At 57.4% G+C, this 13,754-nt stretch carries 12 protein-coding genes; 1 reads left to right on the forward strand and 11 read right to left on the reverse strand.

The genetic code is table 11. From position 1 onward, the window contains the following. Nucleotides 1–38: 38 nt before the first annotated feature. The 8 genes from dnaK to EU556_RS10470 all read right to left on the reverse strand — a co-directional run bounded on the left by dnaK (nucleotide 39) and on the right by EU556_RS10470 (nucleotide 9,735). Nucleotides 39–1,982, reverse strand: a complete 1,944-nt coding sequence (gene dnaK / locus EU556_RS10435) for a molecular chaperone DnaK (protein WP_135433880.1) — start codon at nucleotides 1,980–1,982, stop codon at nucleotides 39–41. Nucleotides 1,983–2,205: 223 nt separating this feature from the next. Next, nucleotides 2,206–2,805 (reverse strand): immunity 53 family protein, encoded by a 600-nt coding sequence (locus EU556_RS10440; protein WP_135433882.1) that lies wholly within the window; start codon nucleotides 2,803–2,805, stop codon nucleotides 2,206–2,208. A 138-nt stretch (nucleotides 2,806–2,943) separates the two neighbouring features. Then, on the reverse strand, nucleotides 2,944–3,981 hold the full coding sequence (locus tag EU556_RS10445; protein ID WP_135433884.1) for a hemin-degrading factor: 1,038 nt from the start codon (nucleotides 3,979–3,981) through the stop codon (nucleotides 2,944–2,946). Nucleotides 3,982–4,026: 45 nt separating this feature from the next. Next, on the reverse strand, nucleotides 4,027–4,812 hold the full coding sequence (locus EU556_RS10450; protein ID WP_135433886.1) for a heme ABC transporter ATP-binding protein: 786 nt from the start codon (nucleotides 4,810–4,812) through the stop codon (nucleotides 4,027–4,029). An 11-nt stretch (nucleotides 4,813–4,823) separates the two neighbouring features. After that, complete coding sequence (locus tag EU556_RS10455; RefSeq protein ID WP_135433887.1) at nucleotides 4,824–5,966, reverse strand: FecCD family ABC transporter permease; 1,143 nt, start codon at nucleotides 5,964–5,966, stop codon at nucleotides 4,824–4,826. An 8-nt stretch (nucleotides 5,967–5,974) separates the two neighbouring features. Beyond that, complete coding sequence (locus EU556_RS10460) at nucleotides 5,975–6,814, reverse strand: heme/hemin ABC transporter substrate-binding protein (protein ID WP_135433889.1); 840 nt, start codon at nucleotides 6,812–6,814, stop codon at nucleotides 5,975–5,977. A 90-nt stretch (nucleotides 6,815–6,904) separates the two neighbouring features. Next, complete coding sequence (locus EU556_RS10465) at nucleotides 6,905–7,543, reverse strand: HmuY family protein (RefSeq protein WP_135433891.1); 639 nt, start codon at nucleotides 7,541–7,543, stop codon at nucleotides 6,905–6,907. A gap of 53 nt (nucleotides 7,544–7,596) precedes the next feature. Further along, nucleotides 7,597–9,735: a TonB-dependent receptor plug domain-containing protein gene (locus EU556_RS10470; RefSeq protein ID WP_135433893.1), complete on the reverse strand. Its 2,139-nt coding sequence runs from the start codon at nucleotides 9,733–9,735 to the stop codon at nucleotides 7,597–7,599. A 232-nt stretch (nucleotides 9,736–9,967) separates the two neighbouring features. Here EU556_RS10470 and EU556_RS10475 point away from each other — a divergent pair, with 232 nt between their 5' ends. Next, nucleotides 9,968–10,489, forward strand: coding sequence for a hypothetical protein (locus EU556_RS10475; protein ID WP_135433895.1), 522 nt, complete (start codon nucleotides 9,968–9,970; stop codon nucleotides 10,487–10,489). A gap of 273 nt (nucleotides 10,490–10,762) precedes the next feature. Here EU556_RS10475 and EU556_RS10480 read toward each other — a convergent pair whose 3' ends face one another. The 3 genes from EU556_RS10480 to EU556_RS10490 all read right to left on the reverse strand — a co-directional run bounded on the left by EU556_RS10480 (nucleotide 10,763) and on the right by EU556_RS10490 (nucleotide 13,652). Further along, complete coding sequence (locus EU556_RS10480; RefSeq protein ID WP_135433897.1) at nucleotides 10,763–11,848, reverse strand: adenylate/guanylate cyclase domain-containing protein; 1,086 nt, start codon at nucleotides 11,846–11,848, stop codon at nucleotides 10,763–10,765. Between the two features lie 154 nt (nucleotides 11,849–12,002). Continuing rightward, on the reverse strand, nucleotides 12,003–12,830 hold the full coding sequence (locus EU556_RS10485) for a helix-turn-helix domain-containing protein (RefSeq protein WP_135433898.1): 828 nt from the start codon (nucleotides 12,828–12,830) through the stop codon (nucleotides 12,003–12,005). A gap of 6 nt (nucleotides 12,831–12,836) precedes the next feature. Beyond that, nucleotides 12,837–13,652: an oxidoreductase gene (locus tag EU556_RS10490; protein ID WP_135433900.1), complete on the reverse strand. Its 816-nt coding sequence runs from the start codon at nucleotides 13,650–13,652 to the stop codon at nucleotides 12,837–12,839. Between the last annotated feature and the right edge of the window lie 102 nt (nucleotides 13,653–13,754).

Here is a 13,754-nt window from a genome sequence, read left to right on the forward strand (position 1 = left end):
TTGCTCTGGGCCTTTTTATGACTTAATCTTTTCGAGGATTACTTGCCTACTTCTTCGTAGTCAACGTCCGTCACGTTGTCGTGGGGCTGACCTTGCTGGCCGTTGCCGCCGGGCTGACCACCGCCGAAGGGGTTGCCACCGTCAGCACCAGGCTGGCCGTCGGCACCGCCTTGGGTAGCGGCGTACATCTCTTGCGAAGCAGCCTGCCACGCCGCGTTGATGGCGGCCATGGCGGTGTCAATCTGGCCGAGGTCTTTGCTCTCGTGCGCCTTCTTGAGGTCGGCGAGGGCGTTTTCAACGGCTGTCTTGTTGCCAGCGCTCAGCTTGTCGCCGTACTCTTTCAGCTGCTTTTCGGTCTGGAAGATCATCGAGTCAGCCTGGTTAACTTTCTCAATGCGCTCCTTCTCCTGCTTGTCAGCTTCAGCGTTGGCCTGAGCTTCGTTGCGCATCCGCTCGATGTCGGCGTCGGTGAGGCCCGACGAAGCTTCGATGCGGATTTTCTGCTCTTTGCCGGTGCCTTTGTCTTTGGCCGACACGTGCAGAATGCCGTTGGCGTCGATGTCGAAGGTTACTTCGATTTGGGGAACACCGCGCGGTGCTGGCGGAATCGAGTCGAGGTGGAAGCGGCCGATGGTGCGGTTCTGCGAAGCCAATGGGCGCTCACCCTGCAGCACGTGGATTTCAACCGAAGGCTGGTTGTCAGAAGCGGTGGAGAAAGTCTCCGACTTCTTGGTAGGAATCGTGGTGTTAGCCTCGATCAGCTTGGTCATCACGCCACCCATCGTTTCGATACCCAGCGAAAGCGGGGTTACGTCGAGCAGGAGCACGTCTTTCACCTCACCGGTCAGTACACCACCCTGAATGGCAGCACCCACGGCTACAACTTCGTCGGGGTTAACACCCTTCGAAGGCTTCTTGCCGAAGAACTTCTCTACCTCTTCCTGGATGCGGGGGATACGGGTTGAACCACCCACTAGGATTACTTCGTCGATGTCGGAAGTGCTCAGGCCAGCGTCTTGCAGGGCCTTTTTGCAGGGCTCCATCGAACGACGTACGAGGCTATCAGCCAGCTGCTCGAACTTCGCGCGGCTCAGCTTCACCACCAAGTGCTTGGGGCCCGAAGCGGTGGCAGTTACGTAGGGCAGGTTGATTTCCGTTTCCGAAGAGCTCGACAGCTCCACTTTGGCTTTCTCAGCAGCTTCTTTCAGGCGCTGGAGGGCCATAGCGTCTTTGCGCAGGTCGAGGCCTTCGTTTTCGCTGGCGAAAGTTTCTGCCAGGAAGTTGATGATTACCTGGTCGAAGTCGTCACCACCGAGGTGGGTATCACCGTTGGTGCTCAGTACTTCAAACACGCCATCACCCAGCTCGAGGATGGAGATATCGAAGGTACCACCACCAAGGTCGTACACGGCAATCTTCTGGTCTTTATGCTTTTTGTCGAGACCGTAGGCCAGTGCAGCGGCGGTCGGCTCGTTGATAATGCGCTTTACATCGAGGCCAGCAATGGCGCCAGCTTCTTTGGTAGCCTGACGCTGAGCATCGTTGAAGTAAGCCGGCACCGTGATAACGGCTTCCGTTACTGACTGACCCAGGTACTCCTCAGCGGTCTGCTTCATTTTTTGCAGCACCATCGCCGAGATTTCCTGCGGCGTGTACTGCCGGTCGCCGATTTTCACGGCTACCGTGTTGTTAGAGCCACGCTCCAGCTCGTACGAAACGTGTTTCGCCTCTTCGGTTACTTCACCGAAGCCGCGACCCATGAAACGCTTGATCGACTGGATGGTGTTCTTGGGGTTGGTAATGGCCTGACGCTTAGCGGGGTCACCTACTTTACGTTCGCCTTTACCGTTGTCGAGGAACGCCACGATCGAGGGAGTCGTGCGGCGGCCTTCGCTATTCGGAATCACCACCGGCTCGTTGCCTTCCATTACGGCCACGCACGAGTTGGTGGTGCCGAGGTCAATACCGATTATTTTGCCCATTTGACTGGTTATCGTTAGGAGTTGAGAGGTCAGATACTAGATGCGAATCACTCGCACCGGGGGAATTACAAGACGCGTACCAGCCACTGAAAAGCTACTTTTTTGTGACAGATTGTCACTTTGAGATACTACACCGGTGAGATTCGCGACGGTCTGACTTTTACGAGAAATGCCGGGGTAGGATATGCTGACAGCCGGGCAGGATAGTAGAACCTACATCTACTCAACTTGGAACGGGAGCTATTAAGAAAGTGCGCAGGATGTTATCGGCAGACTGAAATACCAGAGGTTCCACTTTGTCCGCTAGCGTGTAATAAGTCTGAAGCTCTAATCCTGTATCACCTAGTTCGTTTAACAAATCCAAGTCATTGTCTACTCCCCATTCATAGAAACAGGCTTGGCTTGCATCAGCAATGGATACAACTTCCATCGTCGATTCCGATAACATTTTCGCTTCTGCCTTCAACCACAATCGATTCTCGTAGCCACGTACAGGCAAGTGAATATCGAACAAATAGTCTGGGTCGATATTCGCCGGTAGGAAGACATCCAAGAAGTAGGTTAAAATTTCGGTAAGATTCTCTGGCCCTCCAGACCCTATAAATTTGTAGTCCTCTACATACCATAATACCCAATTTGTTGGAGAGCGTTGTTGAGTAGGTTGCATAGGTAGGACGGCCTTTTCAAGGCTAGTCTCCTTTAAATCTATCGTTACCCACCATCCTGGATTATCTACGTTTGTTATAGAAATACCATAGGAATGCTCCCAATCACCATTACACTGGATAGTATACCAGCGCTGAATTCTTTGTAAAAGGTCCATAAGATCAATTGCAATTGTGTAAAACTGGCATTCTGCTTACCATATCATCCGTTAATAAGGTAAGGGTAAGCGCAGTTAGGAAAAGCAAAAGCCCCAACCGGATAGGTTGAGGCTTTACGACATACAATCTAACACCTATTATAAGGCCGCCACCAGTTCCCGCCACGCGGTAAGCTCGGGTTGGCCCGGCTTGCGCTTGCCAAATAAAAGCAGCACGTTGTTGCCCGCCGCATCATATAACTCCACCGACGTTACAATGCCATCAGCGGTGGGCTTTTGCACCACCCAGGCTTGGGCTACGTCGCCGACCTTGAGGTGCAGGTTGAACTCAGGGTCGAGGACGTTGAGCCAGGGGCCGGTGGGTACGATGCGCTCGGTAAGGCCCGTGTGAATCTGGATGCAGCCGCGGCTGGCCACAAAAATCATGACGGCTAGCTGCTGCTCTGAGGCTAGGCGTAGGGCTTGGTCGATGGCAGTAGAGTCAAGCTGGCGCAGCAGCTCTGGCGGCCCCAGGCGCAGGGCTTGCGTGCGGCTCACGTTGAACTGGCGCAGCAGACCGAAAAACTCGTGCGTATCCGTCATGCCGCGCCACGCCGCCCGGAAGCCTTCCACGTCGATGGTGGCATCGTCGGCTTCGGGTGTAGGAGCGGGCGTGGGCTGGGTGCTGAGAGTGGCCGGTTGGCCCACGGCCCGGAACTGCGTTACCAGGGCGTCGTAGGCCATGTGGTTGCTTTCCTCCAGTAGATAAATCTTGTGCACTGCCTCGCCATCGGCCGCGAAAAACTGCAGGCTGCGGCGGCCGTTTTCCTCCACGGCAAAACCAAACTCCCAGTGGCCTAGGAACAGGCGCAGATCGATGTCCTCGCCCAATACTAGGCCCACGTGTCCGTTCACGGATACTTTCTGGTACTCGCCCTTGCGCTCGTGGACGGCGCTGTCGTTGCGGGTGAGGGCCATGACACGGCCCAGGGTAGGCACCTGCTTGAGCAGGGCGCGGAAGTCATTGCTCAGAAAGGTAACCGGCGAGTCGGCTAGGCCAGTGCAGCGCGTGGCCAGCAGCTCGGCTTCGCTGGTGCTCAGGGCCCGGGCGGCGTCGCGGATGCGGCTCTTTGGGTTTTCCTGCTGATACTGCTGCCAGCGCTCGGCCAGGGTAAGAGGGGCGGTGAACGTTTCCATATAAAGTAAGGTCGGTAGTTTACGTGAGAAGAAGAGGGAAGCGTGCTACACCGCGCGACGCGGGCAGGGCACAATAAGCGGGCAGCTCAGATGGGGGTGGGGCAGGAGCTGCACGTCAATCTGAAAGCCCCGGTGAATATTCTCGCAGGTTAGCACCTGATCGGGCGAGCCGTAGGCCACCGGCTGGCCTTGAGCCAGCAGCAGAATGCGGTCGGCGTACTGGGCGGCCAGGTTCAGGTCGTGCAGCACGGCAATTACCCCGAAGCCCCGCAGCACTAGGTCGCGGGCAATGTCCAGGGTGTGGTGCTGGTGGTGGAGGTCGAGGCCGGTGAGCGGCTCATCGAGGAGCAGAAAGCCTTCCTGGGCTTCCCACACCTGCGCCAGCACGCGGGCCAACTGGGCCCGCTGCTGCTCCCCACCCGAGAGGGTAGGGTAGCTGCGCCGGGCCAGCGCCGAGAGGCCTACGGTGCTCAGCGCGGCTTCCACAATCCAATGGTCGAGGGCGGTGGGCTGGTTCTGGAAGTACGGGTAGCGGCCCATCATCACCAGCTCCTCCACCGGGAAGGCCAATGACAAGGTGTGCTGCTGGGTGAGCACAGCCCGGCGGCGGGCAAGCGTGGCGGCGGGCAGCTCACCGAGCGGTTGCCCATCGAAGTGCACTAGGCCACTCGTGGGTGTTAGATCGCCGCTGAGCAGGCGCAGCAAGGTAGATTTACCCGCCCCGTTGGCTCCCACCACGGCCAACAACTCACCCGGGCGGGCCCGGAAGGAAACCTGTTGCAGCAGGGTTTTTCGGCCGGTTTGATAGGAAAGATTCTCGATGTCGAACATACTATTTGGGCTTAAGAGCGGCGCAACTTTTGTTCGCGCAGCAGAATCCAGAGGAAGGCCGGGGCCCCGAGCAGAGCGGTGAGGATGCCGATGGGCAATTCAGCCGGGGCTACGATGGTGCGGGCCAGCGTATCGGCGAGTACCAGCACCACGGCCCCGCCCAGCGCCGAGCCCGCCAGCACTAAGCGGTTATCGGGGCCGGCTACCAGACGGATTAAGTGAGGTACGATCAGGCCTAGAAAGCCAATAGCGCCCACTACCGCCACGCTCGCGCCCACCGCCAGCGTGGATAGCCCAATGAGCTGCTGCTTGAGTCGGCCCACTGGCAGACCTAGGTGGGTGGCTTGGCTTTCGCCCAGCGCCAGCAGGTTGAGCGGCTTGCCCAGGCGCGGCAGCCAGAGCAGGGGCAGCACCAGGAAGGGCAGGAGCCGCAGCACCGTAGGCCAGGAGGCGCCGCCCAGGCTGCCCAGCCCCCAGAAGGTGATGCTGCGCAATTGCTCATCGGTGGCTACGTAGGTGAGCAGGCCGGTGCAGGCACCGGCCAGGGCGTTGATGGCCAGGCCCACCAGCAGCATAGTGGCTATTACCGTGCGGCCGCCCTCCCGCGAAATGCGGTACACCAGAAACGTAGTGCCACAAGCGCCGGCAAAGGCCACCGTCGGCAACAGGTAGAACCCCAGCATCTCGCGCACCGCCGCCAGCCCCGCAAACACGGTCAGCAGCTTTACCTCCAGCACAATGGCAGCCACGGCCGCTAATGAGGCCCCGGAGGAAATGCCAATTAGACCCGCGTCGGCAAGCGGGTTACGAAACAGACCCTGCATGCTGGCTCCCGCTAACCCCAAGGCCGCCCCCACCAGCACGCCCAAACACACCCGCGGCAACCGAATGGCCCAGAGCACCGCCTCCTGCTGAGGCTCATAGGCTAGGCCAGTACTCACGCCGAGTTTGTGCAGCAGAATGCCCACCACGGCAGGTACCGGCACCGCCACGGCCCCCACGCCCGCCCCCACCAAAACCGCTCCTACCAGCAGGATGGCTAGGCCAGGTAACAAGTAACGTTGGCCTCTCGATACCACGGGTCGGCGCCCAGGCAAGGACTGGGTCGGGGGCGTGTTGAGGGTATGGTGCGGAGCCTGGGTGAGAGTAGGCATCAGCTGGATTATTTAAGTTTATTGGCTAGCTCCGCTGTGGCCTGGCCTAGGCGCGGACCAAACCCGGTGAGCAGCTGCCCATCCATTTCTACCACCCTACCGGTGCGGCCGGCGGTGGTTTGTGCCACCCCCGGAATCTGAAGCAAGCCGGCTTTGCCGCCCAAGCTCGCTAGGCCACTATCAAAGAGCAGGAGTACATCGGGGTTGGCAGCTACGAGGGCCTCGGCCGTGAGGGGCTTGAAGTCGGGGAAGCCAGTGGCGGCGTTACGGGCGCCGGCTAGCTGCAGGGCTTTCTCCACCGAGGTGCCTTGGCCCGCTACCATCATGGTGCCCGCCCCGCGGGCATAGATGAACAGCACTTTGGGGGCCGTTGGTGCTTTCTTCACCTGAGCTAGGTCAGCATCCAGCTTAGCCGTTACGGCGGGCACTTTAGCGGTGGCGCCAAACGTGGCGGCTACATCTTTAATGAGCTGCTTGGTGCCAGCTACCGAGTACTCTTGCTTGAACAAATGCACCTGCAGGCCCGCTGCTTTCAGTTGCGCCGCCACTTCCGGCTTCAACGATTCCGTAGTGCCCACTACCAGCGTCGGGTTCAGGGCCAGCACACCCTCGGCGGAGATGTTGCGGTTGTGACCCACCTTGGGCAATTTGGAGAGGGCCTCGGGGTAAGTGCTCGTCACGTCCACACCAACCAGCTGAGCCTGGTGGCCTAGGGCACAGATGATTTCACTAACGGTACCGTTGAGCGACACAATGCGCACCGGCGCCGGCGTGGCCACCGCGAAGCGCCCGGGTAGTAGTACGGCCAGCACCAGCGCGGCCTGCAGAAAGGAAAGGAAGTGTTTCATCGGAAAGAAAAAAGAGTTGTGCCGACGGCGGACGGCCCAGCAGGTAGCAAGCCCCCGCAGCCCCGGTAGTCCGGGCCGCCCGCGTCGGGCTTATTTTAGATTGGTGCTGCCGTCGGGCTGGTACACGTAGCGGAAGGTGTAGTAGCCGCTAGGTTCGGTGCCGGTCGGGGTGGCGGGCGCATCCTTGTAGTAGCTCACAATTTCGACCTTAGCGTACTTGCCCGTGGCCGTCCGGATCAGCAGGACGCGGCCTGCAATGGGCGTTACCACGTGGGTGGTGGTGTTGTAGTTGTACCAGCCCTTACCCGAGCCCTTGGTGATGGCCAGCGCCCCCGGCGCATCTACTTTATAGTCGGTAGTCGGGGCCGTAGTAACCTCCGAGAACAAGCCTTCCTTCACGATAGCGCCACCCTGGCCGGGGCCGCTGCTACCCCCGTTGATGAGAATGTCCGTGCCGCGCACCGCCAGGTCCCACTTGGTCGTGGCCGAATCGGTGTAGGCCACTGCGCTCTTGGTAGCAAAGCTGTAGAAGGCGTAGTGCCGGGGTGTGCTCGGCTGGCCGGTAGTGGGAGCAGTACTAGGTGTGGGTGCCAAGTTGCTGGCCGTTTCCGTTTTCAGCGCCTCGGCGGGCTTTACTTCGTTGTCGTTATCATCGTTAGAGCAGGCACTGAAGGTAAACGTGGCACCGAACAGGGCCAGCAACGAGAAGCGGGCGAATAAGTGGTTCATGTGGAAAGGAGGTGATAGGGAAATGAAGTGATGAGGTAGGGAGGGGAGTGCGGTTACTTCTGGCCCAGGGCTATGGCCACACTGGCGTAGTACAAGCGGCCGGGCACGGTGCTCAGGTAAGCGGGGTCGGTGTAGTTCAGGGCATTATCGAGGCCGGCTTGTAGGGTGTAGCGCTGGCGGAAAGTTTTGGCCGCGGCTACGTTCAGGAGCCAGTAGCCCGGCACGTACTCATTGGCCGCATCCAGGATCAGGTTGCCGTTGCGGTCCTGGAAGCCGTAGCGGCCCCGGTACACGCCCCGCACACTCCCCGTCCAGCCGGCGGCCTGATTTTCGTAGAAGAGCTTGACGTTGGCGGTATGGCGGGAGCGGTTGTATAGGCCACCATAGTTCGCTGCTGTGAGGCGCACGGTTTCCAGGGTCTGCGGGTCGCGGCGGTAGATGGAGCCGGCTTTGAGCTGGGCTAGCACCGTGCGGTCTTTGGCCACGAGGTATTGATAGCCGGCGCTCAGGGTCAGGTGCTGGCCTAGCAGGTAGCGGGCATCCGTTTCCACGCCCTGGGTGTAGGCCCGGCTCACGTTGCGGTACGAGTACACCGACTGCCCATTGGTTTTCTGGGCCACCGCGGCCGTCTCAATCAGGTCGCGCAGGTCGTTGTGGAAAAAGTTGGCCGTCAGGCGCAGTTTGCTGGTGGGGTCGAGCTGGAAGCCGGCGTTGTAGGCCCGGGAGCTTTCGGCGGTGAGGCTGCTGGCCTGCGTCAGCAAGGCCACATTGATTAAGGGCTGGCCGGTAGCCGGGTCTAGGGCAATCTGACCCTGCGCTATCAATTGGGCTACTTTTTCCTGCACCTGGTGCGTGCCAAACACGCTGTAGCCCACGGCTGGGTTAGAGAAGTTGAGGTAGAGTTGGCGGAAGTCGGGAGCCCGGAACCCGCGCCCGGCCGAGGCCCGCACCGCCAGCCACGGCCGCACCTGGTAGCGCCCCGAAAGCTTGGGGCTGAGCTGACCCTGGTACTGGCTGTGCCCATCGTAGCGCACTCCGGCCACCAGGTTTAGGCCCGGTAGGGGCGTCCAGTCGTCTTGGAGGTAACCGTAGGCGGAACGCATCTGATGACGCTGGTCGTAGCGGGTGGCCTCTACTGATTCCAGCAAATAGCCAGCCCCAGCCGTGAGGGTATGTTTAGGGTGCAGGCGCCAGTCGAGCTGGGCTTCGGGGCGGGTGAAGGTCTGGTGGAAGTAACTGGCGTCGTAGGGGGCGCCGTTGGCGGTGTAGGTGTAGTTTTCTTGGGTGCGGTAGCCGGCGTGGTAGAAGCGCAGTGTGCCAAATAGTTTGTCAGAAAAGCAGCGCGTGAGCGTGGGGTTCAGACTGAAATCCTGCTGGCGGCCTTGCAGACGCACTCGGGCCGTTTGGCCGCCTTCGGAGCTGATAGGTAACTCGCTGCTTTGATTTTCTATGAAGTAGCGCCCCGATATGCTGAGCGTCGTTTTATCGTCGAGCTGGTAGGAGAGGCGGCTCTGGCCGGTGTAGCTGGCAAACGGGGGCACGGTGGCCTGGCCGCTGGCGGGTTGCAGGGTGTACCCCGCCGAGCTGTAGCGGTTGCCGAAGACGGTGAGGCCTAGGCGGTGTTGCTTATAGTTGAAGGTACCACCCACATCGGCGGTGCGGTTGGTGCCATAGCGCAGGCGCACTTCGCTGCGGGTGCCGGGCTGGGGCTTTTGCGTAATGATATTCACCACCCCCGCCAGCGCCTCGGAGCCCCATATCGCCGACGCCGGGCCTTTCACCACTTCTACCCGCTCAATGTTGCCTACCGCCACCCGCGAGAGTTCCAGCGTGCCGGCCGTGCGACCAATCAACGGCTCCCCATCCACCAGAATCAGGGTGTACTCGGGGTTCAGGCCCTGCATCTGAATTCCGCGCCCGTGGTCGGCCACCAGGTTTAGCCCGGTCTGCTCACCCAGCACATCAGAGAGGCGCAGAGCCCCCATGGTCTTGATCTGCTGCTTACCAATTACCGTTACCGGAATGGGCACTTCCGTCAGAGCTTTCTCCGTGCGAGTGGCTGTTACTACTACCTCCCGCAGGCGCAGATGCCGAGTGCTGGTATCAGCGGGGGCTGTTTGCAGCTGAGCCCAGCTGACCGTTGGTGCCAGCACCAGAACAAACAGGGAAGTAGGAGTGAGGAAGCGTTGCATTTGCCAGGGAAACCGGTAGCTCTTGCTTTGCTGAACAAGAACCGCCTGTTTTATTTAGATATATTCTAAACAGTGGCAAATGTATAGGTTGTAAAACGTCAATCAAGGCTTATTTAGAATTAGTTTAAATAAAGTTGCTTTTGTTAGAATGGCTTCTTTACCTTCGCCTCATTCACTCATATAAAGGCTCTAATTCAGGATTTGCGAATCCTGAATAATCCCTTCTGACTGTATGCGCAAGCACCATGGAATGCGGCCGCAGGACGTTGTGTTGCTGCTGAAAATCAGTCTGCTGGAAAAGCAAGCGTGGCAAGGAAAGGCAGTAGCTGCTGCGCTAGGCCTCAGTGCCGCAGAAGTCTCCGATGCTCTGCGTCGTTGTCAGTTCGCACGCCTGCTCCACCCTGAGCACCGGACCATAAACCGACCCCGTTTGCTGCGCTTTCTGCTATACGGCCTGCCCTGTGTGTTTCCGGTGGAGCTGGGTGCTCACCAACAGGGGCTGCCCATATGGCTGCCGCCCAACCGAAAGTGGCCTATGCTCTCAGATACCTATGTGTGGCCTACCACAGATGGTCCTGCCTGGGGGGCTACCATTGAGCCTTTGTACCCCGGCGCGGTAGTAGCTGCCCGCCAAGACCCCGCCCTGCACGAACTACTCACCCTGACGGAACTACTGCGGCTGGATAATCCGCTGCTGCATGTTAGTGCTAAGCAGCAACTGCGGGAACGGCTTTTAGTGAGCGAACTAGGGTAGCAAAGCCGGGATAAGCTAAGTTTTTCTCCCAACGCACGCACAACAGCACCTACCCGCATACTGTCAACAAGCTGGCGTGAATGTCAAAGTCGAATAGCCGTAGAGACAATTATCATTTTGCGCTCCGCTCAGGATGACAGGTGATTGGTGGAAAAAGAGAATATCTACCTGCCCCACGCTGCGGAGTACGGAAAGTTAAGGGTGGTACACTAAGTGTATATGTACCATTAAGTTGTCTCACCTGTTGAAAATGATGGACTAGCAAGAGCTTTCTTACAGAAGAGGTAAATAGACCTGCACGTCGAATAGCTCCGTGGTGCTGGCCTTGCCGCGCAGGGCTTGTCCGCCCAGCGCCGTAAACTGATATTCGGGCTGCTCTCCTAGCTGGTGGCGCAAGTCAGCTGAAATCAGGAAACGGCTGCCCAGGCTATTGCACTGGGCCTGAATGCGCGCGGTGGTATTGAGCACGTCCCCGTGGTAGACTACCTCCCGATGCTGCGTGCCCACCAGCACGGTCGTGACCAGGCCGCCGTGCGCCCCGGCTTTGAAGGCAGGCACCACGCCGTATGCGTCTTGGTAGGCCTCGTGTCGCGCCGTAATTGCCCGCTGCATCTCGAAAAAGCACTGCAGGCAGCGGGCATACTGCCGCCCCGTCGCGGTGGACCAGCTGACTACGACTTCATCGCCCACGTACTGATATACTTCTCCCCGGGTCGCCGCAATGGCCGGGCTCACGTCGCGGAAAAAGTCGCAAACGAGGCGGCTGTAGCGGTCATTACCGAGTAGTTCAGCTAGGTGCGTCGAGTCTTTCAGATCGACAAAGAGAAAAATGCGTTCTTCCGTTTCCGGCTGCTGATACCGGCCGTTGAGTAGCTCCTGCAAGCGGCGGCGGCTCATGCCCTGCAGTAGTTGGCGAAGCAGGGTCGTCACTATGACCGCTAGGGCATAGACCAGGGGGACCAGTACTACTCGCCGCCAGGGTTCGGCGGGGGCACTGCCTGGCTCCGTCCAAAGCTGCGACAGGCCTACGTGGTGCGCGACTAGCCGAAAGCTACCATAGAGCAACAGTAGCAGCAGGCCATGGCCCACACCTTGCAGGGCCGTGGCTAGGCGTAAGGGCAGGCGTTGGACCAGCGCGGGAAACACGAGGACTTCCAGTACGCCTAGCGACCAGCCGATGGGCAATCCTACCAAGGCCAGGGGCAGTAGGGCCCGGGTCGGTACCCATAGCAGCAGAGCCAGGGCGAGCAGAACGCCAACAAACGCAGCTCCGATACTGCCAATAGTTTGCAGTACATGCCGGCGGCCGGCCCAATACCGGGCAGCGCGCGCCGCAGAAACCTTATTAAAAGAGGACATGCACTAGAAGGCTACCCCCTGCGCACCGGCAGCGGTCTGCTGAATAAGTGAAGGACGACGCTCGTGAGATACACCCGTACCACCTAGTTGATTGTATAAAAACAGAAATTAATGAGGTAGGCAGTTGGGGATGCATTATACTGCCTTGTTCTAGTTAGTACCTACTAGCCCTATGCTGTTCCGTCAACTCGGTTGGCGTAAGGCCAAATGCATTTTTGAAAGCGAAAGAAAAATGCGATAGGTTTTCGAAACCAACTTCTAAATACACCTCGGAGGGACGCATTTTACCCTGTGACATTAGATAGTGCGCTTGCTCCAAACGCTTGTGCTGCAACCACTTTTCTGGTGTTGTTTCAAATATTTTTTTGAAATCCCGTTTAAAAGTAGATAAGCTGCGTCCCGCCAGTTTAGCAAATGATAGTAAGGGAATATTGTACTTGAAATTATGATTCATGTACGTTTCCAAATCTATCTTATGCGGTTCCTGAAAATCAAATAAAAATTGTCGATAAACATCACCCGTTTGAAGCAATAGTTCAATAGCTTCACCAATTTTAAGCTCCGCTATTTTTGCATTTAATCTGTTCGGATGATCGATATACGGTAACAAGGAATCAAAAAAACCTTTTAAGAACCCATTGTCGGTTAAATCAAGCATTGCGCTGCCTTTATACGGTCGTTGCTTCGGAATACTATTTTCAGTCGCGTAGTGGCGTAATGTTTTTTGATCAAGAAATAGGCTGATCAACGAGGGCGGTTCCCCATTTGGTCCCGCTTTTTTCAGCTTCTTGAATAATTCATTCCGGCGCATTAAACAAATAGTGCCCTTTTTCATGACAAACGAACCCTCGTTTGAGAAATACTGCGACTCGCCGGACAACATGATGCCTAACGCGTGGTCGGGGAAGTAATGCTCGCTGCTTTGTATTTTCTGATGACCACACGCGTAAAGAATATTATGCTGTAAAAAGACGTTGTCCATGGTGTGCTATTTTATTTGGCTCATAATCAATCTATCTAGCTGCCTGTCGGATAAAATTCTTTTCAACCCTAGCAAAAGCAAGGAGGCTAGTTGAGAAGTCGTATATCTTGCTTTTGGGATTTTTGCTTCAATTCCCTTCCGGACAAGTTCCGCTATGACGATGGGTTCCGCCACATCCTTTGCTAGTCGGGTGAACAAACTATGGGTTTTAGCTGCCAAGTCTTTGTAGGCTGTGTGGCCCGATACTTTTAGGAGAATATCCGTTGCCACAGTTCCCCATTCCGATCGGGTGGCTCCTGGCTCCACTACAATCACGTCGATGCCAAATTCCTTTACTTCATTGCGCATGCTGTCGCTCAACGCTTCCAGGGCAAATTTGCTGGCGTGATACCATCCACCTAACGGAAACGCAATCTTACCACCCACTGAGGAAATGTTGACAATCTTACCGTACCGGTTTTCGCGCATTTTCGGCAATACCAGTTGGGCCAATCGCATAGCCCCGAATACGTTCACCTCCAATTGATAGCGGGCATCCTGCATCGGAAGGTCTTCGATGGCCCCTTCCAGCCCAAAGCCGGCATTGTTGACCAGAATATCAATACTTCCTTCTGCTGCGAAAATTTGATTCACGCACGCCACCACGCTTTCGTCTTTGGTTACATCCAGCGCAATTGGGGTAATGCCGTAGCTTCTCAGGTCTAGCATGTTATCTGTTCTGCGCGCTCCCCCATACACCGTATAGCCATGTCGGGCAAGATATATGGCCGTAGCCTTACCGATTCCAGCAGAAGCACCCGTAACTAAGGCAGTCTTTTTCATGTGTTTACAAGTTATGTTGTGTAAAATCTACATGACAAAGGTACCGGCAGGTACGGAGGCCCTGTTTTGGTGAAACGTCCAAGTTTGTGTGCTGAAAAGGTC

Source organism: Hymenobacter fodinae (genome assembly GCF_004745825.1).
In the GTDB taxonomy this organism is placed as follows: domain Bacteria; phylum Bacteroidota; class Bacteroidia; order Cytophagales; family Hymenobacteraceae; genus Hymenobacter; species Hymenobacter fodinae.

Coding starts and splice junctions, on each gene's coding strand:
- EU556_RS10445 (WP_135433884.1), bottom strand. CDS start 3,981: ATGGAAACGTTCACCGCCCCTCTTACCCTGGCCGAGCGCTGGCAGCAG.
- EU556_RS10485 (WP_135433898.1), bottom strand. CDS start 12,830: ATGGACAACGTCTTTTTACAGCATAATATTCTTTACGCGTGTGGTCAT.
- EU556_RS10470 (WP_135433893.1), bottom strand. CDS start 9,735: ATGCAACGCTTCCTCACTCCTACTTCCCTGTTTGTTCTGGTGCTGGCA.
- EU556_RS10465 (WP_135433891.1), bottom strand. CDS start 7,543: ATGAACCACTTATTCGCCCGCTTCTCGTTGCTGGCCCTGTTCGGTGCC.
- EU556_RS10460 (WP_135433889.1), bottom strand. CDS start 6,814: ATGAAACACTTCCTTTCCTTTCTGCAGGCCGCGCTGGTGCTGGCCGTA.
- EU556_RS10480 (WP_135433897.1), bottom strand. CDS start 11,848: ATGTCCTCTTTTAATAAGGTTTCTGCGGCGCGCGCTGCCCGGTATTGG.
- dnaK (WP_135433880.1), bottom strand. CDS start 1,982: ATGGGCAAAATAATCGGTATTGACCTCGGCACCACCAACTCGTGCGTG.
- EU556_RS10475 (WP_135433895.1), top strand. CDS start 9,968: ATGCGCAAGCACCATGGAATGCGGCCGCAGGACGTTGTGTTGCTGCTG.
- EU556_RS10455 (WP_135433887.1), bottom strand. CDS start 5,966: ATGCCTACTCTCACCCAGGCTCCGCACCATACCCTCAACACGCCCCCG.
- EU556_RS10450 (WP_135433886.1), bottom strand. CDS start 4,812: ATGTTCGACATCGAGAATCTTTCCTATCAAACCGGCCGAAAAACCCTG.
- EU556_RS10490 (WP_135433900.1), bottom strand. CDS start 13,652: ATGAAAAAGACTGCCTTAGTTACGGGTGCTTCTGCTGGAATCGGTAAG.
- EU556_RS10440 (WP_135433882.1), bottom strand. CDS start 2,805: ATGGACCTTTTACAAAGAATTCAGCGCTGGTATACTATCCAGTGTAAT.